Here is a 20,898-nt window from a genome sequence, read left to right as displayed (position 1 = left end):
ACCAGGCTTACAGGCTGATGCCGTTCATCAAAAGGATGCTGACGAGGAGGGCAAGCACCGCGTACGTCTCGACCATAGCCGGAAGGATAACGGCCTTGCCCGCTTCGCCGGGCTGTTTGGCGATCATCTGGATGCAGGCGGCCGAAGTTTTTCCCTGCGAAATGGCCGAGATCCAGCCGCCCAAGGCGATAGGCAGGCAGGCGAACATGACGGCCAGACCGTGCACCCAGTCGCAGGGAACGGCGGAACCGCCGACCAGCCCGACCTTCAGCATGGCGAAGAAGGCGATCAGCAGGCCGTAAATGCCCTGCGTTCCGGGCAGAGCCTGCAGCATCAGCACAAGACCGAACTTGCCGGGATCTTCAGTCATCACGCCGGCGCCGACTTCACCGGCGATACCGACGCCAATAGCCGAACCGATGCCCGCCATACCGGCGGCCAAAGCCGCGCCAAGCACAACAAAAGCGATACCAAGATAATCCATTAAACGACACTCCCCTCAAAGTTTGGGTAATTTTCAACCGGCGCAGGAGCTAGGCTTCCTTGCGGCCAGTCACGTTGACATAGTTCGATCTGTAGCAGAAGGGATCGAAAGCCGTCCCGCCGCTGTTGTAGAACTTGCCGAAGAACTCCACGTACTGCAGTCGCAGCGGGTGCACGAACGCGCCCAGAATGTTGATCACCATGCTGAAAACGTGCCCGCCGAAGAAGATCAGCAGCGCCAGGATCCAGCCCACGTAAGCCGTGCCGCCGCAGAGCTTGGACATCAGGTTGATGATCATCGCCACGGCGCCGCCGACCAGACCGAGGGCCAGCAGGCGGCTGTAGCTGAGCACGTCGCCCAGATAGCTGGTGACGTTGTACAGGCTCAGCACGCCGGAAACGAACTTGCCGATCAGACCTTTCTTCTCGCGCCCCTGCGTCAGGATCAGAATCAGGGCGCCGGCAATCGCCATATTTTTACCCAACGGCTCGACTCCGGGCGCCGCAAAGGCGCCGACGCCGAAGATCAGCAGCCCCGTCAGGAGCACCAGCCAGCCGCCCTGATCGGCGCAGGCGGCGAACCAGCGACCGTCCCTGATATTGGCGTAAGCGGCAAGCAAAATGCCGTAGTAGATGTGGACGATGCCCAACGCCAGCGAAATACCCAACAGCAGCATGGGATCCTTCATGGGTTCGAGCAGCGTCACCAGATTCTTCACCGGGCGCAGGAACCCCAGGAAGGGGAAGGCGTCGATCATGTCGCCCATCCAGCTGCCCGTCACCGCGCCGAAAAGGATCGTGGCGATGCCGCAATACTTCACGAGGGTCAGGGCCCTCTTGATGCCGTCGGGCATTTTCCGATACTTTTTGAGGAAGTACGCGGCGATGGCCGTGATCACGATGCCGTAGCCGGCGTCGGCGTAGCACATGCCGAAGAACAGCAGGAAAAACGGCATCATCGGGAACGACGGATCGACCGAACCGTACACGGGCGCGCCGTACAGCATGGTCAGCATCTCGAACGGTTTCGCGCAGTCCCTGTTCTCCAGCACGATGGGCGGATCGTCGTTTTCCGCCGGTTCCGAAAGCTGCAGATCGACGTCCTTTTCGTACGGGACGAGGATTTGTTCCAGTTCCGCGGCTTTGCTGTCGGGGACCCAGCCCCGCAACAGGACGACCTGCTCGGTACGCTCGCTCTCCTCCTCGGCGTCCTGGCGCCTTTTCATGATCGTCAGGTAATCGCCAAGGCGGCGGATCTCGTCCATATGAGCGTCGGTAAAAGTCTGAAGCCAGTTGACGAAATACTTCTCTTCCTGCCCGAGAGCGGCCAGCCGCTCCGAAAGTTTTTTCCGTTCTTCGGCGACGGTCCCCGTCAGGGAAGAAGGCAGATCGATCTTCGTGACGCTGTGTTTCAGGCAAAGCTCCGCAAGCCGGTCCTCGAGCGCGCGCAAATAAAACACGCTGCCCCAGGCGGGATCGCGGCTTCCCTTCGGAGGGATCGAGACGGAACACTCCGCGTCGGCGCCAAAAGCCTCCTCCACCGCGGCTTTCCATTCCAGCAGGTTCTCAGCGCGTCCGGCGCCCAAGAATCCGGCCACCATCCGGCTGCCTTCCGTGATCATGGAGAGGGGCGGTTCAAAAGCGCCCAGCCCCGACAAAGTCTGCTGCAAAGTTTTGATCTGCTGCACGTCGGACCGCAGCTCCGTCAGACGGCGCTCGCGCTTGCGGACTTCCGCCGCCAGATCGCCGGCGTCGACTTTTTCGGCCAAGGCGGCCAGTTTTTCCACGCTGACGTCGTCGCGCTCGCCCAGCATCCGCCCCAGCGTCCCGACGGGATCCTTATAGTACGGCGCAAGGTAGCGGACGAGGTAATTCACGTCGTTCAAAGCGGCCGCGTAATCCCGGCCGTTTCGCGCCGGACGGGCGGAAGACTCTTCGGCAGCGTTCCTCTCAGCAGCGGAAATCTCAGTGATCCCCCGCTCCTGAAGCACCGACAGCACCTCTTCGACGGCCGTTCGGTGCACGTACAGTTCGATTTTTTTAACGCGAGCAACGGCCATATTGAGACACCACCTCTTCGGCCAGCCATTGAGCCGTTTTCTTTACCGCATCTTCATGAGACTCTACGAACTGCCGAGCCTCGGTCTTGCCCTGTTCCACCGTCCGAGCGGCGTTTTCGGCCGCTTCCGCTTCCACCTGAGCAAGGCGGGAGCGGTACTCGCGGAAATGAGCCTGTTTGGCCTCTTTTACACGAAGGGCAGCTGAGTTGCGAGTCCTGATAACCAGATCCTGAGCTTCCGCTTTGGCGTCGGCCACTTTTTGAGCCGCCGCCGCTTCGACGCTCCTGATCTCGTCGGTCAGATTGGTAGACATGCGTTCACCTCCTTCGTTTTTCAGTCACAAAACACTGCAAAATATCGCAGTCATTGCCGAAATTAAACGGACCGTCGTGCCCCGTAAAGCACCGCGGCCTGCCGGAGAAACGGTGCCGCCGTCGCGTTCTCGCGGGACACGACAAGATGCAGGGGCCGTGCAGTGCATTCACGCAGGCCCAAGCTCTTATAATTTTAGATTTTCATGCATGATGTGTCAATAATCACAAATTTAGAATTGAAAGGTTTTCATATTCAAATTTCATGGAAAAAGCCGGAGCTTTATAACCTTTGAGTAATAAGTAATGATTTGCTCAATTAGTTCATTCACCAATAACATAGATCTCAAAAACAATGATCATCATTTAAAATGAATTTTCATGTTTTTGCGCCATCCGCAATTCATTCTCTTTCTTGCTTGGTCGAAACGCTGAACAACGAGAACATCCAAGGGAAGCCGCAAAGCGAGTCACGCAGATTGCGCAGCCGCCAGGAGAGTCCTGAGCGCAGGACTCCTTCGGGACGCCGAACGCTCACAGTCAAGCCGTTTTATCGAAAACCAGCATCGACTTTTCGAATGCCGCCGTCTTTCTCCGGCGACCGGCCTCGCTTTTCGAAATGCGGCGTCCACTTTTCAGGAGACACGACGATTTCGACCGCAAGGTACACAAAAGAGAGCGAGGGCTCTTGTTCAAAAGCCCCTGCTCTCTTTTGTTCGTTCAGCCGTTCTCTTTAAAATTGGAGCGGGTGACGAGGCTCGAACCCGCGACCCTCAGCTTGGGAAGCTGATGCTCTACCAACTGAGCTACACCCGCAAAACGTGGTTATTATACGCTAAAGCGCTGACGTTCGCAAGATGGCGATCCCGAGCAGTTTTTCCGCAGAAGACGCGCCCCACCCCCAGACATCAGGCCATGTGAAAAGCTTCCGCGGCCTTCACGAGATTGTCGCGGATCTTGATGTGCTGCGGGCAGACCCGCTCGCAGCTGCCGCATTGAACGCATTCGGTGGCACGGGCTTTGCCGTGGCGTTCCACGAGCCATTTTTCCTGGCCTTCGGCGTAATTGTAGTTGCCGTAGATGTTCAATAGATTCAGCGCCGTGAAGGAACCGGAAATGCCGACGTTTTTCGGGCACACTTCCGCGCAGTAGTTGCAGCTTGTGCAAGGGATCATCGGCAAGGCGTCCAGCGTTTCCCGGGCTTTGGCGACGACGCGCTGCTCGGCTTCCGTCAGCGGATTGAAATCCGTCATATAGGAAAGATTGTCCTTCATCTGCTCCACGCTGCTCATGCCGGACAGCACGGCGATCACGCCGTCCAGGCTGGCGGCGAAGCGGATGGCCCACGAAGCGCAGGAAGCTTGGGCGTCGGCGTTTTTGAACACGCGCTCGACGGCTTCCGGCGGGCTGGCCAAAAGGCCGCCCTTGACGGGCTCCATGATGACGACGGGCTTCCCGTGTTTTCTGGCCGTTTCGTAACAGGCCCGCGACTGAATACGAGGATTTTCCCAATCGGCGTAGTTGATCTGCAGCTGCACGAATTCCGCTTCGGGATGGGCTTGCAAAATGGCGTCCAGTTCCTCCGGCGTGGAATGGAAGGAGAAGCCGACGTGCCTGATCTTTCCTTCCGCTTTCTTCTCCTGCACGAAGTTCCACATGTCGAAGTCGTCGAAGAAATGGGTCCTGCCCTCGCCGAGGTTGTGCAGCAGATAGAAATCGAAATAACCGGCGCCGGTCCGTTTCAGCGACGTTTCGAACTGGCCGACGGCGTCTTCCCGGCTTTGGCAGTTGATCCACGCGGCGTTTTTCGTGGCGAGCGTGAACTTTTCGCGCGGGTAACGCTCGACGAGCGCCTGACGGATCGCGTCTTCCGAGCCGGGATAGGCCCAGGCCGTATCGAAATACGTAAAGCCGGCCGCCATAAAGAGATCGACCATCCCTTTTACCTGTTCAACGTCGATAATCTCGCCGTTTTTCGGCAGCCGCATCAGCCCGAATCCAAGTTTTTTCGCGCTCAGTTTGATTTCCGACATGTTGCCCCCTCCTTGTCGATCTTGTTTTTCCTCATTTTGAACTCCCCCGCCAATCCCAATGGCCCGCCTGGTCTCCCCTTGGCCGTGAAACGCGCATGAAAGCCCACCGGGGACCGCCCTGCGGGGTCTTTTTTCAAACAGAGAAACTCGTTCTGTTTATATTATTCTACTCTCTTCCCCCCCAAGAAGAAACCTCAAGTGCACTCTCATTCGTCTTTCATTGAAAGTCGAAGATCGCCATTTCCGACAATCAGCGGCGCAAGAGAAAAGCCGGCGCGATCCTCATCCTGCCTCAGATGATTTTCGCGCCGGCTTTTCATGGAATAAGGGCCTGCGTCCTGTGTCCGACCTTACTCCGCTTTTCGCTTTCTAACCGAAGAACAGCTTCAGATCGTCGTCCACCGTGCCAATGCCCGCGATGCCGAAGTTCTTGACCAGCACGCCGGCCACGTTCGGCGACAGGAACGCCGGGAGCGTCGGCCCCAGATGGATGTTCTTGACGCCCAGGTACAGCAGCGCCAGCAGGACGATGACGGCTTTCTGCTCGTACCAGGCGATGTTGAACGCCAGCGGCAGGTCGTTGATGTCGTTCAGCCCGAAGATCTCCTTCAGCTTCAGGGCGATCAGCGCCAGCGAATAGGAATCGTTGCACTGGCCGGCGTCCAGAATTCTCGGGATGCCGCCGATGTCTCCCAGGTCCAGCTTGTTGTATTTGTACTTGGCGCATCCGGCGGTCAGGATCACCACGTCCTTGGGAAGCTTTCGGGCAAATTCCGCGTAGTACTCTCTGGACTTCATCCGTCCGTCGCAGCCCGCCATGACCACAAACTTCCTGATCGCGCCGGATTTGACCGCGTCCACGACTTTATCGGCAAGCGCGAACACCTGTTCGTGCGCGAAGCCGCCGACGATGCTGCCCGTTTCGATCTCCTCGGGCGGAGGGCACTTTTTCGCCTGTTCGATGAGCGCCGAAAAGTCCTTGGTCTCGCCGTAGGCGCCGCCGATGTGTCTGCAGCCGGGAACGCCCGTGGCGCCGGTCGTCCAGAGACGGTCTTTGTAGCTGTCCGCGGGCGGCACGACGCAGTTCGTCGTCATCAGAACGGGGCCGCGGAACTTCTCGAACTCCTCTTTCTGTTTCCACCAGGCGTTGCCGTAGTTGCCGGCAAAGTGCGGGTATTTCTTGAACGCGGGATAGTAATGGGCGGGAAGCATCTCGGAGTGCGTGTACACGTCCACGCCCGTCCCCGCCGTCTGTTCCAGCAGCATTTCGAGATCTCTCAGATCGTGGCCGGAGATCAGGATGCCGGGATTTTTCCGCACGCCGATGTCGACCGCCGTGATCTCCGGATGGCCGTAAGCCTCGGTGTTGGCCTTGTCGAGAAGCGCCATGCCGTCGACGCCGTACTTTCCGGTCTCGAGGGGCAGCGCCACAAGGTCGTTCACCGTCAGGCTGTCGTCGAGCGTCTTGGCCAGCGCGCGTTGGATGAAGGCGTCCACGTCCTCGTTGTCCTGCAGGAGCGCGTTCGCGTGCTTGGAATAGGCCGCCAGTCCCTTGAGGCCGTACGTGATCAGCTCCCGCAGGCTGCGAACGTCTTCGTTCTCGGTGGCGAGCACGCCGACTTCGGCGGCCTGAGCGTCGAATTCGCCGACGTCGCCGTCCCACAGCGCCGCTTGAGGCAGCCCCGACACGTCTCCCGTCCGACTCAGGAGCTTCCGCTTCACGGCCAGCGTCTCCCGGATTTTTTCGATGATCGCCTGGCGGTCGAAGTTCGCGTTCGTGATCGTCACGAAGAGGTTCATCGTCACGAGATGGTTCACCTCTTTGTCGATGCGCCGCCCCTCGCGGCGAAGCCGGTCCGCGACGCAGGAGAGCCCTTTCGTCACGTAGATCAGAAGGTCCTGCATGGCCGCCACGTCGGGTTTCTTCCCGCACACGCCGGAAACGGTGCACCCCTTTCCCCCCGCGGTTTCCTGACACTGGTAGCAGAACATTTTACGCTCCATCGTCAGACCTCCTCGATCGCGCCGACCGGACAGCCCTCGCGCGCTTCCGCCGCGCTGTCGCGGTTCTCTTCCGCAACTTCTTCCGCGATCGCCGCGGCGACGCCCGCGTCGGTCATGGAAAAGACCTCCGGACAGGTCGACGCGCACAGCCCGCAGCCGATGCAGCTCTCATTCACAACATATTTCATTTTCGGATCCCCCTTTTCGTTTTTTCCCCGCGGTACTTCGAAATCCCTTTTACGCCGGTGCCGCCGATCCCCCAAGAAGTTTCTCCGCCAAAGCGGGAATGGCGGCGAAATCTTCCTCTCCGGGATTCCAAAGAGAACGCACGTTTTCATCGATCACGTCGAAGCCGGCGTCTTTCAGGCGTTCCCGCAGAACTTCGACGGACTCGCCGCTCCAGCCGTAGCACCCGAAGGCCGCGGCCTTCTTGTTCCTGAACTTCAGCTGTTTGAGAAATTCCAACCATCCCGCCACGCTCGAAAGGATGCCGCCCGATACCGTCGGAGAGCCGACGGCGATGGCTTTCGAGCGGAAGACCTCCGTCATGACCTCGTTCTTGTCCGCCTTCGCGATGTTGAAGACTTTCACCACGGTATCGGGGCTCTGCCGGTGGATTTCGTCCGCGATCCTGCGGGCGATCTTCGCGGTGCCCTCCCACATGGTGTCGTATGCGACCGTGATCTGATCTTCCCGATACGCGTTCGCCCATTTCGCGTATTTCGCGACGATCTGCAGCGGATCCCGGCGCCAGATCGCGCCGTGGGAAGGGGCGATCATCTCGATCGGAAGGTTCAGCGTGCCGATCTCTTCCAGCTTTTTGGTCAGGATCGCCGCAAAAGGATTGAGGATGTTGGCGAAGTACTTCATGGATTCCTTGTCCAACAGGCACTGATCCGCCTTGTCGTTGAACAGTTCCTCCACCGCATAATGCTGGCCGAACGCGTCGTTGGAAAAGAGGATGTTGTCGCCGGTCAGGTAGGTGGCCATGGAGTCCGGCCAATGGAGCATGCGCATCTCCACGAAGATCAGCTTCTTACCGTTGCCGATATCGACGCTGTCGCCGGTCTTCACCACGCGGAAGTTCCAGCCGCGCGCGCCGTACTGCCCTTCGATGCTCTTGACCGCATTGGCCGTACAGTAGATGGGCGTGTCCGGGATCTCATCCATCAGCGCCGTCAGCGAGCCGGAATGATCGCACTCGCCGTGGTTGGCGACGATAAAATCGATCTTCTTCAGGTCGACTTCTTTTTTCAGATTCTCGACGAAATCGAAGCGGTGCGGCGTCCATACGGTATCGATCAGGACCGTCTTCTCCTCCTCGACCAGATAGGCATTCTGGCTGGAACCGTTCACGATGGAGTAATCGTCCCCGTGAAAGCTCTCCAGCTCCCAGTCAACGTGCCCCACCCAGCTTACGTTGTTTTTGACGTGTTTTCTCACCGCGCGTCTCCTTTCCTCAAAAAAGGGCTTTACCCGCAAAAAAAACGCTTACACGACGCCGATCTCGGGATTCTTCTCGCCGAACTTCTCTTTCAGCGCGCGGCAGATCTCGCTCCGTTCTTTGCCCTGCTTTTCCTGCGTCTTGATCAGTTTGTAGGCCTGAAACAACGGCGACGGGCCGATCTCGGAGCTGAAAAAACCGATGCCCTGGTTCCACGCCAGCAGCTCGAAGACGTCGTCCAGCGCCGCCGAGTCGAGGCCGTGCGCGTAGGCTTTGACCAGCTCGCGGGCGGCCTGCCGCATCCTTCCGGCGCCTGCCGCGTTGGCGAGCGACAGGAGCAGCCGCGTCTCGTACGGCAGCGTCCGCCTGGGGCTCTGCCAGGTGGTCTCCCAGAAGTCCACGGCGATCTTGCCGAGCTTCTCGTCGATCATCGGATAATTCAGGAGCGCCAGAGGCCGAAACGGCGCTTCTTCGCCCTCTTTTTTCTCCGTACGGCAGAAAAACACGTGGAACTCCGTTTCGGCGGTCTGCTCCGTGTGGTGTTCAAAGCCGAGGTTCTCCAAAGCTGCGTACAGCGGATGGGGCTCGAACGTCTGCACGACCTCCAGCCCTTCGCCCACCTCGAGCCGGGCCGCCGCCTGGATCAGTCCGGCGGCGAAATTTCCCTGCAGATGCCGCACGTCCACTTTGCGGAAGCCGTTCGTCTTGCCCCGCCACGCTTCGTAGCTCATCTTCGTCCTCCTCCGGCGGCGTTTCTCACTTCAAGGTCAAAAGCAGCGCCATCTTGAACTTGCCGTTCGCCGTGACGCTGTGCAGACCGCCTGTGGCGAAGCGGAAATTTTCGCCGGCCTCGATCGGGTGATCCTGCCCCTCGTAGCCGATCACGCCTTTGCCTTCCAGCGCGAAGATCAGCGCGTCGCCCGGCGCGCGGTGCGGCGAAAGGCCGGTGCCCTCGTCGAAGGCCATGACCACGAACTTGAATCCCTCGTTGGAGACCACGTCCACGTTGACGACGCTGTCCTTTTCATACGGCGCCAGCTCCGCCAGTTTGAACACTTCGCCCGTTTTGACCGCTTCGTTCATCTGCAATTCTCCTTTCGCAATCACTTCCGTGTAAACGAATCCTTCCCGCGCCGCGATCCCGCAGAGCGTGTCTTTGGGCACGACCAGCGCTTCGCCCTCGCCAAGTTCGACTTCTTTTCCGTCCGCCCCGGCGCCGAGCGCAAAACGTCCTGTGCCGCCGGCGCCGATGCAGAGCATCTCCGTCGGATAGCTCTCGGCGCTGACGTCGGTTCCCCTCCCCAGCGAAAAGTACGAAACTTTCGTCTCCGCCCGAAGGCCCGACACAGTGGAGATCGTCATGCCCTCTCTGGGCGGATGCTCTTCGGCGATGGAAAACGCTCGATTCATCGCGTTCAGCCTCCTCGCGGTCAAATTTTTTTCCTGTCTGCCCGTAATGTATCACGAACGGTTTTGTATGTATGTTGTTATAACAACGAAAGCCCCATCTCCGCCGAAACTGACGAATCCTTCGGCCGGCTTGGGTCGCCGCGGCGTCTCGCGGCGTTGCAGAATCCGACAAAGATGCTATACTTAATATGCTGCGGGAATTGCGGCGTTCTTTTGAATCGCTTCAAAATTTTAAGGGGGAAAATGTCATGTTGGATGCAAAAGTCAAAGAACTGATCAACACTCAGGTCAACAAAGAATTCTACTCGGCGTATCTGTATCTGGATTTTGCCAATTACTATTACGATCAGGGGCTCGACGGATTCGCCCACTGGTACGACGTGCAGGCGCAGGAAGAGCGCGACCACGCCATGCTGATGAGAACGTACCTGCAGAACAACGGCGAGCGCGTCACCTTCTCCGAGATCGCCAAGCCCGACAAGGTGTACAAGAACCTCGACGACCCGCTCAAGTTCGCTTTGGAGCACGAGCAGTACGTCACCAGCCTGATCAACGCGATCTACAAGGCCGCCAGCGACGTCGACGACTACCGCACGATGCAGTGCTTCGACTGGTTCGTCAAGGAACAGGGCGAAGAGGAAAAGAACGCCGACGACCTGATCAAAAAATTCTCGCTTTTCGGTTCCGACCCCAAGGGGCTGTACGCGCTGAACCAGGAGCTCCTCGCCCGCGTCTACTCGGCGCCGTCTCTGGTTCTGTAATCTGTCAGCCATAAGGAGGATCGTATGCATAATATTTTGCTGATCATCGGTTCGCTGAGAAAAAACTCTTTCAACCGCCAGCTGGCTCAGGTCATCTCTTCCGAACTGGCAGGGAAAGCCAACGTTTCCACGCTGCGGTTCGACGACATCCCTTACATGAATCAGGACATCGAATGGCCCGCGCCCGAAGCGGTGCGCCGCGTCCGCGAGACCGTGGCCGCCGCCGACGGCGTGTGGATCGTCACGCCGGAATACAACTTCAATTTTCCCGGCCTGCTCAAGAACCTGCTCGACTGGCTTTCGCGCCCGACGGTGCAGGGCGATTACAAGAGCGCCGCGACGTACAAGAAAAAGGTCACGATCAGCGGCGCCGGCGGCAAGAACGCCACGACCAATTCGCGCGCGCGGCTGACCGAGCTGCTCGAGTTCATGCGCGCGGACGTGATGCCCGGCGGCGGCACGGGCGTCGCCGTAAACATGGACGCCTTCAAGACCGACAAAGTCGTCTTCACCGAAGAACAGCTTCGTCTCCTGCACGAGCAGGTCGAGGCGTTCCTGGCGTTTTTGGGATAGTCTCCGCTGGCGAATCTTCGTTGCGGAGGTCGTTCAATCATTGATTGGCAATGGACGCGAAAAGGGCTTCCCCGCTCGAGGGGGAAGCCCTTTTTTGTAAACGAAAACCACCGGCACGGCCGGCGGCGACGATTCGGCGGTACCGGCAAAAAGCGGCAAATTTTCCATTCCGCCGGCGCCGCCCGAACGCAAAAACCCCGCCACAGGCGCAATTCTGTGAAGAGACAGAACCGCGCCCGCGGCGGGGTTGCGTTATCCGTTTTTCACGCCGCGATCAACGACGTTTCGAGATCACGCGCGTCGCGCCTTCGGAATAAGGAGCCAGATCGCCCTGCTGATAGATCACGGCGACCGTCTTGGCGTCGGCAAGATAGAACTCGTCGCTCAGCTTTTCGGGAACGAAGTCGGGGTTGAAAGCGATCGCCTTGCCTTCCTGATCGTAAAGTTTCCAAGCGCCCTTTTTCAGATTCTTGACAAGAGAATTCACGCTCTTGACGCGGACAAAAGCGCTCAGCGGCACGCGCTCGCCCGTGACCTTGCTGTACACCACGCCGTGCTCAAAGTTCTCGGGATTGGCCGCGCCCCGCTCCATGACCGACGCGCTCATGACGAGAGAGACGTACTTTTTGTCCTCGAACTTCGCGGCGTAGCTCATGGACACGTCGTTCTGAGCGTCGTACTTCGCTTTCATGCCGTCAACGTAAGCGGCGATATCCTTGTTGATCATCTCCTGGGCTTTCGCGTTTTCCACGTGCACCGCGGGGTACACCAGCTTCAGTCCGAAACCGTCGGCCTGCACCGCGTCGACGACCTGAGCCTGAGCGGCGAAGGGAAGGGCGGCCGCAGCCAAAAGAGCCAAAATCGCTTTTTTCATTTCAAAATTTCCTCCGGATCTTGATTTTGTGATCTGTGAAATTCCTTCACACCGCCGGCAATTGTAACAGATCGCCAATCCCCGCTTCAAGCGCTCCGGCGCAAGATTGGAGATTCCTACACCCTTGCGCGGCTAAAGACAATTCGGCGGCGTCTCCCGAGCAAACGTTCCCGCTCTTTCTTCGTTGCACGCGGTTCGACTGCCCGCCATTCGCGGGAAGGCTTCGGTCATTTTTTCAGGCCCAGATGCCGCAGAGCCCGGCGCAGAGTGTGCGCCAATCCGTGATCGCGCCAGCAGCGAACGCCGCCGCGCGCTTTGCGCGGCGCCCAGGTGAGGATGCGGCCGAGGCGGAAGGAAACGCTGCGCTGGAGATCATGTATCACTTTTTCTTTCGTCCGCAGCTGGTTGCGCGCCGCCGACAGTCCGGCGTTTTCCTGCGACAGCACCGAAATGCGCGGCTCCTTGGCGGCCCAGCGCATCAGCACGTCCAACGAAGCGTCGGTCGAGCCGTCGTTGACGCAGATCACTTCCAGTTGCGTCAACAACTGACGCAAAACGCTCCGCAGCATGTCTTCGAGATATTCTTCCACGTTGTACGCGGGGACGACGACGCTCACGAGCGGATGTCCGGCCTGATTCTGTTTCATGACGACACAGGAAAATTTTTGCTTATCCATAAGCGGTTTCATCGCCACGACCTCTCTGTCGAAAAATGAAAAGGCGCGGCAGGAAGAAGACGCGGTCAACCGCGCCGTTCTTCCTGCCGCTGCGTTTACGTTTCTTCATCGCGGGCGACGTTGCGCCCGTCGAAGACGGGGATGAATTTTTCCATCGCCGTGTGGCCGCGCTGGATAAAACAGTTTTCCATGCCGAGCTTTTCGGCGTGGTCCAGCACCCTGTCGTACTCGCAGGTCATCAGGCGGCGGTTCAGCTCGGGGCAGCAGGCCGCCTGCGGCATGGGCGTGAACTGGTTCATCAGGCTCACGCAGATGTCCGAACCAAAGGTATTCCACAGATAATCCAGCACTCTGAAACTGTCGCGGGAGTGTCCCGGCAGAATCAGATGCCGCACCAGCACGCCGCGGGTCATCAGCCCGTCTTTCATCACGAAAGGCCCCGTGATCTCGAACATCTTCTCGATCGACGCCGAAGCGTATCGAAAATAATCCGGAGCGTTGGAGTATCGCCGCGCCAAAGAATCGGCGCAGTATTTCAGATCGGGCAGGAACACGTCCACGGAACCGCGCAGCGCTTCGATCGTCTCCGGCAGCTCGTAGCCGCCGCAGTTGTACACGACCGGCAGGATAAATCCATGCCGTTTGGCCCGATCGAGCGCCGCGAGGATCTGCGGCACGTAGTGCGTCGGCGTCACCAGATCGAGCGAGGCGGCGCCGCGCCGCTGCTGTTCGAGAAAGATTTCGGCCAGGCGTTCCACGCTCACGTCGACGCCTTTTCCCCGGTGGCTGACGTCGTAGTTCTGGCAGAAGACGCACTTCATGGTGCAGTGGGAGAAAAAAACCGTTCCGGCACCGTTTTCGCCCGTCAGGCACGGTTCTTCCCAGCGGTGCAGCGACACCAGCGCCACGCGCGCCAGTTCGCCGGCGCCGCACCAGCCTTTTTGCCCGTTTTGCCTGTCCGCGCCGCAACGGCGCGGGCATAGGTCACATGAACGCAGATCCATCGTCGCGCTTCCCCCACATACAAAAATCGCCCCGGGAACCTTTTCCCGGGGCGATTGTACTCTCCAAATTATTCGATTTCAAGCGCGGCGATGCCGGGCAGGCTTTTGCCCTCGCAGTATTCGAGGCTGGCGCCGCCGCCGGTGGACACGTGGGACATCGCGTCTTTGAGGCCGAATTTCTTCACGGCCGAGGCGGTGTCGCCGCCGCCGACCACGGTGAACGCGCCCGTGGCGGTCGCCGCCGCCATCGCCTCGGCCACGGCGCGGCTGCCGACGGCAAACGGTTTGTTCTCGAACACGCCCATGGGGCCGTTCCAGAGCACCGTTTTGGCTTTCGCTATTTCAGCCGCAAACGCTTTGGCCGTCTCCGGGCCGATGTCCAGTCCCATCAGACCGTCGGGCACCGACGACGCGGGAACCACGGAACAGCGCGCTTCGTCGCCGATCTCCGCGGCCGCGATCACATCCGTCGGCAGCAAAATCTTCACGCCCTTCGCCGCGGCGCGCGCCAGCACGTCTTTGGCAAAATCCACGTGCTCGGCGTCGTACAGCGATCTGCCGATCGTTCCGCCCTGCACGGACAGGAAGGTGAAGGCCATGCCGCCGCCGATCAGGATCGTGTCGGCCGTGTCGAGCATGCGTTCGATCACGCCGATCTTGTCGGAGACTTTCGCGCCGCCCAGCACCAGCACATACGGTTTTTCCGGATCGGACTTGACGCGCTCGAGCGCTTCCACCTCGCGGGCGATCAAAAAGCCGGCGTAGGCGGGCAGCACGCGGGCGACGCCTTCGGTGGTGCAGTCGCCGCGGTGCGAAGCGCTGAAAGCGTCCATGACGAACAGGTCGAACGGTTTGGCCAGCATCTTGCTGAACTCGGGATCGTTCTTCTGCTCCTCGGCGTGAAAGCGCGAGTTCTCCAGCAGCAACAATTCGCCGGGCTTCTGCGCCGCGACGGCCGCTTCGACCTCGGGACCGACGCACTCGGGAACGAAACGCACCGGATGCCCCAGCCCCTTTTCCACGTCTTCGCGGATCTGCCCCAGCGACATCTCCGGCACGACCTGCCCTTTGGGACGCCCGAAGTGCGAGATCATCGTCACCCGCGCGCCGCCGGCCAGCAGCGCGTCGATCGTCTTTTTATGAGCGACGATGCGGGAGTTGTCCTTGACTTTGCCGTCCTTGAACGGCACGTTGAAATCGACGCGGATCAGAACTTTTTTGCCCTCCAGGGGCGCTTCGGAAATTCCGCGCAGTCTCAGCATTTTACAGCCCCTTGGAGATCACGTAGTTGACTAGGTCGACGCAGCGGCAGGAATAGCCCCACTCGTTGTCGTACCAAGCGAAAACTTTGACGAGTCCGTTCATCTCGATGGTCTGATCGGGCGCGAAAATGCTGGAGCGGTCGTCGTGAATGAAGTCGGCGGACACGCACTCGTCGGTGACGTATCCCACGTAGGGAGCCATGGCGCCCGCGGCGGCCTTTTTCACGGCCGCGTTCACTTCGTCGGCCGTCACGGCGCGGCCGGGGACGAAGGTCAGATCGACGATGGAAACGTCGGGCGTGGGCACGCGCAGCGCCATGCCGCTCAGTTTGCCTTTCAGGGCCGGGATGACGAGCGCCACGGCCTTGGCGGCGCCGGTCGTGGTGGGGACCATGGAACAGGCCGCCGCGCGGGCGCGGTAGTTGCTCTTCTTGTGGGACTTGTCGACCAGGTTCTGATCGCCCGTGTAAGAGTGGACGGTCGTCATCAATCCTTTTTCGATGCCGAACGCGTCGTTGAGGATCTTGGCGATCGGCGCCAGGCAGTTGGTCGTGCAGGACGCGTTGGAAACGATATGGTCCTTGGCGGGATCGTACTTTTCCTCGTTGACGCCCATGACGAACGTCGCCACGCCGTCGCCCTTGCCGGGAGCGGTGATGACGACCTTTTTGGCGCCGCAGGCGATATGGGCCCCGGCCTTTTCGGCCGTCACGTTCTTGCCGGTCGCTTCGATGACCAGCTCGACGCCCAGTTCCTTCCAGGGATACACGTCGTTTTCGGGCGTGACGCAGAGGATCTTCTGGCCGTTGACGACAATGGAGTCGCCTTCCGAAGTGACTGTGCCGTTGAAACGGCCGTGCACGGAATCGTACTTGAAAAGATACGCCATCTGGTCGGCCGACGCGCTGTGCCTCGTAACGGCGACAACCTCAAAAAGACCTTTTTTGTCGTACTCCGACATGGCACGAAGAACAAGACGGCCAATTCTGCCAAAACCACTGATCGCAACTCGAACTTTGCTCATAGCAGCAGCCTCCTAAGAATTATTAGCCGTCTCCGCCGGGAAAACGGCTTTCGCAAGCGACATCATACCGTGTGTTTAGATTAAGCGCAAAACGGCCGGCTGTCAAGATTCGTGCCGATTAATTTCGCGTCAGGACCGCTTCGACGGATCAAAACCGGCCTCTTCCGCGATCGCGAGCAATTTTTTCAGACGATATTTCACGGTGCTTTTGCTCACCTGCGGGCGAAGCAGATCGCCAAGATCGGACAGCGTCGCTTCCGGATTCTCGAGCCGGGCCCGGGCCAGGGGGATCAACTTTTCGGGGATCAGCTTCACGTCGAGTCGGCGCAGAAAATCGATCATCGCCACATGCTGGCGGGAAGTTTTCACGCTGCGGCGAATATTGGCGCTGTCGCAATTGGCCTGCTTATTGGCCAAGTCGCGGCTGCCGCGCATTATCGAACGCTTTTCAAGGTTCTGCGCCAAAGCCGACATGCCCATAAAATAACAGAAACGCATGATCTGCTGAAGGTCGCGAATCGTCAGCTCGCGCACGTTTCCCTTATCCCGCGCCGAGAAGGTAATCTCGCTGCCCTCCAGCAGTTCGCTCATACTGCGCGCCACCGACGCATCGTGAAAACGCATGATGCAGTAATATCCCCGCTTGGGATTGTAAACGCTCCCCGCGCAGCCGAAAACGCCGTGCGCCCAGGCCCAGCGGATGAAATCGCGGCGGTGACGTTTGGCGAGAATCGTCCTATAAAGAGACTGCGGCAAAACGACCGCCACTTTCCGATTCTGCACGCGCAGGATCTCGCTCAGGTCCGCTTCGCCGCTCCAGCGCACATACGGCCAGAGACGGCGGAAGCGGCGGTAGACCCACAGCCGCGACGAGGAGATACGCGCCTCGATCCCGACGGTCTGCCTGTTCATGCAGGCGACGATCCCGGACAGCTCGGACTCCGCGGAAACGGCGTCGGTCACGGGAGCCAGAAACCATTCGTCCCATTGCTCGGTGCTAATCTTCATAGCTCATACCCGCCGTTCAGCTTGCGGTTGATCCTCATCAGCGCCTCGGCCAGGCGGGCGCTGTGATGACGTACGACGCCGCTCTCCTGGATCTGAAGCAGCGAAGCGCGGAAAACCTGGCAGCTCCTCGAGATCAAAAACTCTTCATCCTGCCGCCCCAGCGACAAAGGTTCCGCTCCTTGAGCGCGATACTTTTCCCGAAGCGGTTCGGGAATGACGTCTTCGTTGAGAACCACCACGTCGGGGTAACGTCCCAGCGCTTTGGCGACCCACTGAATGTGATTGAGCTGCGTCATGCCGCTGGTTTCCCCCGGCTGAGTCATCAGGTTGGCAACGTAAACGACGGGGCGCTTCGACTTGCGCAGCGTGGCGGTAAAATCTTCCACCAGCAGATTGGGGATGACGCTCGTAAAAAGGCTGCCCGGCCCCAGAATGACCAGATCGGCATGGTGAAGGACCGAAAATGCTTCGCGCACCGGCTTCACGCCCGAAGGCTCGAGACGGATGCTGCGAATGTCGCGTCCGCGCTCCGCCACCGCCAGTTCGCCGCGCAGCGTCGCGCCGTCGTTCGTCTCGGCGACGAGCGTGACGTTTTCCGTCGTGATCGGCAGCACCCGGCCGCGGATCGCCAGCAAACTGTTGACGAGCTCCACGGCGTTTTTGAAATCGCCCGACTGCTCCGTCGCCGCCAACAGGATCAGATTGCCGAGACTATGTCCTTTCAGATCGCCCTGGCCGAAACGGAAGTTCATGAAGGCCCGCAGCTGATCGTCGTTTTCGCTGAGGGCGACCAGACAGTTGCGGATGTCGCCGGGAGGCAGCATGCCCCAGTCGCGCACCAGGCGTCCGGAACTGCCCCCTTCGTCGGTCACCGTGACCAAGGCGACGATATTGCGCGTATAGCCTTTCAGCCCCTTTAAGAGAGAAGAAAGCCCCGTCCCGCCGCCGACTGCCACAAAATGGGGCCCTCCCGCGAGACGGAGCTGTACGGCTGCCGCCGCCGCTTCCCGTTCGTTCGTTCTTTTCGATATGAAACTTCGCACGCGGCGACTGTTGCGGAACAGAAGAGACACGGTCACGCCGCCGGCCAGACAGCCGCCGACAAAGATCAGCGCCACGGCGAACAAAAGCGTCATGATTTCCGCCCTCCCCGTTCATCCCGTTCGAGGTCGCGATGCTTGACGCGGCACTCCACGCCGTCAATCCCTCCCAATCGCTCACCCAGCCATTCAGCCGCAAAAACAGAACGATGACGGCCGCCTGTACAGCCGATGGCGATCTGCAAATAATTTTTGCCGCTGAGGTGGTACACGGGAATGATGTTTTCGAAAAGCTCCAGACTCTGGTGTAAAAAGGAGCTGGCCATCGGATCGTTGTAGATGTACTTTTGCACCGGTTCGTCACGACCCGACAGATATTTCAGCGTCTCCACGTAATAAGGATTGACGAGGAAACGCACGTCCAACACAAAATCGGCGTCAAGCGCCACGCCGTACTTGAAGCCAAACGAACTGACCGTCACCTGCAGTCCGGCTGGATTGCGCGCCAAGATCGAGAAGATCTCGGCGCGAAGCTGGGCGTTCGACAGTGCGGATGTATCGATGATACGGTCGGCGATGCGCCGGAACTGCGCCAATTGCTTACGCTCGATGCCGATTCCTTCCAGCAGCGAATTCATGAAGCCCAACGGATGACGCCGGCGCGTCAGGCTATAGCGGCGCAGCAGCACATCCTCGGACGCCTCGAGAAAAAGGATCTGAACGTTGACGCCCTTCTGTTTCAGATCGTCGAGCACGCGCGGCAGACAATCCGGCAGATCGAGGCTGCGCACGTCGATCACGGCCGCTACGCCGTTCTCCAGCGCTCTGGGATGCTGAGACAAGATCCCGATCAGCCCTGGAAGCATACCGACAGGAATGTTATCGACCGTAAAAAAGCCCTGATCTTCCAGAAGATGCAGCACGCTGCTTTTTCCGCTGCCAGACAGCCCCGTGATGATCAGCAGTTTTTTCGGAAGCATGGTCTCGCCGCTCACTGATTCTGCCGCACTAAGACCGGATGCCCCGCCGCCTTGATGTCCTTCGCGATCTCGTCGGCCACCGCCCGTTCGCGCCCGCCGGCCACGATCACGCGATAATAATTCTTACCGCGCACTTCCGCCTGGCGCACCACGGCGCTGTGTCCCATCTTCTGAAGCGACGAAACGACGGCGTTTGCCGCCGCGCGATCAGTGTAGGAACCGCACTGGATAATAAACAGACTTTTGTCGATGCTGCCGCCGCGGACAATGACGCGGTTTTCCCCTGGCGCGGCATCGCCTTTCTTGGGATCGACACGAGCAGCTCGCGGTTGTGACGGGCTTTTCGACGACGCATTGTCCCCTCCCTCGCCGCCTGTCGTGGCCGGGCGATCTTCGTTCTGGGACCGACCGCCGCTTTTACGCTGCACGGGTTGAGCGATGATCACGTTGTCAATTTTCTCTTTTTTCGTCACCACGCCGTCTTTCTTGTCCCCGACGATCCCCGCACTCTGGTGTTGGGCAATCGGGCGCGGCTGTGTGATAACGGTCGGCTTCGGAGGACTGGGAGCCCAAAGAAGGCGGATCCCCACCACGACAATGCCCAACGCGACAACGCCAAGAATCGGCAGCATAAAGTCGCCAAACGGGACAGCCGGCTTCTGCTTGAAACGGCTTGTTGATCTGGCTGCCATAAAAATCACCTCAGTTTCATAGAATCATGACATAACAACAACGGAGACAAGCAGACTTGTCCCCGTCCGAGAATCTTCGTTACTTTTTGCGGCGTCTGTAAGTCGTCGGGATATCAAGTCCGGAGCCAAGCCCTTCAAAAATACTGTGCGGCTCTTCCGAAACCACGTCGCTGGGCGTTAGGTTCTGTTTCTCGAACAAGCCGGCGGAATCTGAACCAGCCTGCGTCTTGGCGTCGTTCTTATCGGCAAGAATGTCCTTGAATCCCGTAGCGATCAAGGTAAAGCGCACGGTATCGCCCATCGAGGGATCGATGCCCTGTCCCCAGATGATGTTCGCGTCCTCGCGGGCAGAAGCGGAGATCAACTTCGCCGCTTCGTTCATCTCGAGAATGCTCAGATCCTCGCCGGACTCGATGCAGTACAGCACAGAAGAAGCTCCGTTCATCGGCGCTGTCATCAGCGGCCCGTTCATCGCCGCGCGGGCCGCCGCGAGCACACGGCCATCGCCCTTGGCTTCGCCGACTCCCATGATCGCCGTCCCCGCGTCGCGCATGATCGTGCATACGTCCGCAAAATCCACGTTGACCTGCATGATTTTGCGAATGACGCCCGTCACGCCGGCAACGGCCTGCCGAAGGACTTCGTCGCTCATCTTGAAGGCTTCCTGCCACGTCGTCGATTTATCGGAAAGCTCGATGATGCGGTCGTTGTGTACGATGACCAGAGCGTCGACTTTCTCGCGCAATCTGCTGATGCCCTCGGTCGCCTGCCGAATGCGCTTCGGCCCCTCCCAGCTGAAAGGATACGTAACGATCGCGACGACCAGCGCGCCGACCTTTTCCTTGGCGATGCCGGCGATCACGGGAGCAGCGCCCGTACCGGTCCCGCCGCCCATACCGGCGGTGATGAAGACCATGTCGGCTCCTTCAAGAAGGTTCGTGATCTCCTCTTCAGACTCCTGAGCCGCTTCCTGTCCCACGCTGGGATTCGCACCGGCGCCCCGCCCCTTGGTCAGATTGCGTCCCAGGATCAGTTTCGACGAGGCTTCCGAAAGCCGCAGCGCCGCAACGTCAGTATTGCCGGCAATAAAATCCACATCATCAATGCCGCTGCGAATGATCGTATTCAGCGCGTTGCCGCCGGCGCCGCCGACACCTATAACCTTGATAACTTCTCGAGGAACTAACGCACTGATATCGTCATCCTCAAGGGGTGCATCGTTGGTGATCGAGAAGATCTCGCTGTCGTCCATGGAACC

21 protein-coding genes and 1 tRNA gene are annotated in these 20,898 nt (G+C 59.4%); 2 read left to right on the top strand and 20 right to left on the bottom strand.

Annotated features, from left to right (window positions below; all coding sequences use genetic code 11):
* Positions 1–7: 7 nt before the first annotated feature.
* From D7D26_RS01990 to D7D26_RS01945, 10 genes are all read right to left on the bottom strand, one after another.
* Positions 8–484, bottom strand: a complete 477-nt coding sequence (locus D7D26_RS01990) for a V-type ATP synthase subunit K (protein ID WP_009165698.1) — start codon at positions 482–484, stop codon at positions 8–10.
* Positions 485–533: 49 nt separating this feature from the next.
* On the bottom strand, positions 534–2,543 hold the full coding sequence (locus D7D26_RS01985) for a V-type ATP synthase subunit I (RefSeq protein WP_120371814.1): 2,010 nt from the start codon (positions 2,541–2,543) through the stop codon (positions 534–536).
* On the bottom strand, positions 2,524–2,856 hold the full coding sequence (locus D7D26_RS01980; protein WP_078015346.1) for a cell envelope biogenesis protein TolA: 333 nt from the start codon (positions 2,854–2,856) through the stop codon (positions 2,524–2,526). Before D7D26_RS01980 ends, D7D26_RS01985 begins: the two co-directional genes overlap by 20 nt.
* A gap of 738 nt (positions 2,857–3,594) precedes the next feature.
* Positions 3,595–3,670, bottom strand: a tRNA-Gly gene (locus D7D26_RS01975).
* A gap of 92 nt (positions 3,671–3,762) precedes the next feature.
* Positions 3,763–4,887 carry an aldo/keto reductase gene (locus D7D26_RS01970; protein ID WP_120371813.1) on the bottom strand — a complete coding sequence of 375 codons (1,125 nt, stop codon included), beginning with the start codon at positions 4,885–4,887 and terminating at the stop codon, positions 3,763–3,765.
* A gap of 369 nt (positions 4,888–5,256) precedes the next feature.
* Positions 5,257–6,891 carry a hydroxylamine reductase gene (gene hcp, locus D7D26_RS01965; RefSeq protein ID WP_120371812.1) on the bottom strand — a complete coding sequence of 545 codons (1,635 nt, stop codon included), beginning with the start codon at positions 6,889–6,891 and terminating at the stop codon, positions 5,257–5,259.
* A 2-nt stretch (positions 6,892–6,893) separates the two neighbouring features.
* On the bottom strand, positions 6,894–7,079 hold the full coding sequence (locus D7D26_RS12840) for a ferredoxin (RefSeq protein ID WP_078015349.1): 186 nt from the start codon (positions 7,077–7,079) through the stop codon (positions 6,894–6,896).
* Positions 7,080–7,128: 49 nt separating this feature from the next.
* On the bottom strand, positions 7,129–8,334 hold the full coding sequence (locus D7D26_RS01955) for an MBL fold metallo-hydrolase (RefSeq protein ID WP_120371810.1): 1,206 nt from the start codon (positions 8,332–8,334) through the stop codon (positions 7,129–7,131).
* Between the two features lie 48 nt (positions 8,335–8,382).
* Positions 8,383–9,066 carry a DUF2249 domain-containing protein gene (locus D7D26_RS01950; protein ID WP_120371809.1) on the bottom strand — a complete coding sequence of 228 codons (684 nt, stop codon included), beginning with the start codon at positions 9,064–9,066 and terminating at the stop codon, positions 8,383–8,385.
* A 25-nt stretch (positions 9,067–9,091) separates the two neighbouring features.
* A complete protein-coding gene (locus D7D26_RS01945) occupies positions 9,092–9,745 on the bottom strand; it encodes a cupin domain-containing protein (RefSeq protein ID WP_120371808.1) in 654 nt (217 codons plus the stop codon).
* 248 nt (positions 9,746–9,993) lie between these two features.
* Between D7D26_RS01945 and D7D26_RS01940 the strand changes: the two genes are divergently transcribed.
* Both D7D26_RS01940 and D7D26_RS01935 read left to right on the top strand, forming a co-directional pair.
* Positions 9,994–10,506 carry a ferritin gene (locus D7D26_RS01940; RefSeq protein ID WP_120371807.1) on the top strand — a complete coding sequence of 171 codons (513 nt, stop codon included), beginning with the start codon at positions 9,994–9,996 and terminating at the stop codon, positions 10,504–10,506.
* Positions 10,507–10,530: 24 nt separating this feature from the next.
* The gene (locus D7D26_RS01935) at positions 10,531–11,079 is read left to right on the top strand and encodes an NADPH-dependent FMN reductase (protein ID WP_120371806.1); all 549 of its coding nucleotides are present in this window, start codon (positions 10,531–10,533) and stop codon (positions 11,077–11,079) included.
* A 274-nt stretch (positions 11,080–11,353) separates the two neighbouring features.
* Here D7D26_RS01935 and D7D26_RS01930 read toward each other — a convergent pair whose 3' ends face one another.
* The 10 genes from D7D26_RS01930 to ftsZ form a co-directional block, all read right to left on the bottom strand.
* On the bottom strand, positions 11,354–11,953 hold the full coding sequence (locus tag D7D26_RS01930; protein ID WP_120371805.1) for a DUF3298 domain-containing protein: 600 nt from the start codon (positions 11,951–11,953) through the stop codon (positions 11,354–11,356).
* Positions 11,954–12,180: 227 nt separating this feature from the next.
* Positions 12,181–12,600 carry a glycosyltransferase family 2 protein gene (locus tag D7D26_RS01925; protein WP_158606233.1) on the bottom strand — a complete coding sequence of 140 codons (420 nt, stop codon included), beginning with the start codon at positions 12,598–12,600 and terminating at the stop codon, positions 12,181–12,183.
* 125 nt (positions 12,601–12,725) lie between these two features.
* Entirely contained in the window at positions 12,726–13,634 is a 909-nt protein-coding gene (locus tag D7D26_RS01920) for a radical SAM protein (protein WP_120371803.1), read from the bottom strand.
* A 68-nt stretch (positions 13,635–13,702) separates the two neighbouring features.
* Positions 13,703–14,896: a phosphoglycerate kinase gene (locus D7D26_RS01915; protein ID WP_120371802.1), complete on the bottom strand. Its 1,194-nt coding sequence runs from the start codon at positions 14,894–14,896 to the stop codon at positions 13,703–13,705.
* Between the two features lies 1 nt (position 14,897).
* Positions 14,898–15,920, bottom strand: coding sequence for a type I glyceraldehyde-3-phosphate dehydrogenase (gap, locus tag D7D26_RS01910; protein ID WP_078015357.1), 1,023 nt, complete (start codon positions 15,918–15,920; stop codon positions 14,898–14,900).
* 129 nt (positions 15,921–16,049) lie between these two features.
* On the bottom strand, positions 16,050–16,928 hold the full coding sequence (gene whiA, locus D7D26_RS01905) for a DNA-binding protein WhiA (RefSeq protein ID WP_120371801.1): 879 nt from the start codon (positions 16,926–16,928) through the stop codon (positions 16,050–16,052).
* Positions 16,925–18,064, bottom strand: a complete 1,140-nt coding sequence (locus D7D26_RS01900) for a gluconeogenesis factor YvcK family protein (protein ID WP_120371800.1) — start codon at positions 18,062–18,064, stop codon at positions 16,925–16,927. The genes whiA and D7D26_RS01900 overlap by 4 nt, the downstream gene beginning before the upstream one ends.
* Entirely contained in the window at positions 18,061–18,948 is an 888-nt protein-coding gene (gene rapZ / locus D7D26_RS01895; RefSeq protein ID WP_120371823.1) for an RNase adapter RapZ, read from the bottom strand. Before rapZ ends, D7D26_RS01900 begins: the two co-directional genes overlap by 4 nt.
* Before the next feature lie 11 nt (positions 18,949–18,959).
* Positions 18,960–19,640: an SPOR domain-containing protein gene (locus D7D26_RS01890; protein WP_078015360.1), complete on the bottom strand. Its 681-nt coding sequence runs from the start codon at positions 19,638–19,640 to the stop codon at positions 18,960–18,962.
* Between the two features lie 79 nt (positions 19,641–19,719).
* Positions 19,720–20,892 carry a cell division protein FtsZ gene (gene ftsZ / locus D7D26_RS01885; protein WP_078015361.1) on the bottom strand — a complete coding sequence of 391 codons (1,173 nt, stop codon included), beginning with the start codon at positions 20,890–20,892 and terminating at the stop codon, positions 19,720–19,722.
* Positions 20,893–20,898: the final 6 nt, after the last annotated feature.

The sequence above is a fragment of the Pyramidobacter sp. CG50-2 genome, from assembly GCF_003612005.1.
In the GTDB taxonomy this organism is placed as follows: domain Bacteria; phylum Synergistota; class Synergistia; order Synergistales; family Dethiosulfovibrionaceae; genus Pyramidobacter.
Note: the sequence above shows the minus strand (reverse complement) of the source record. Positions and strands in the feature narration are given on the sequence as shown.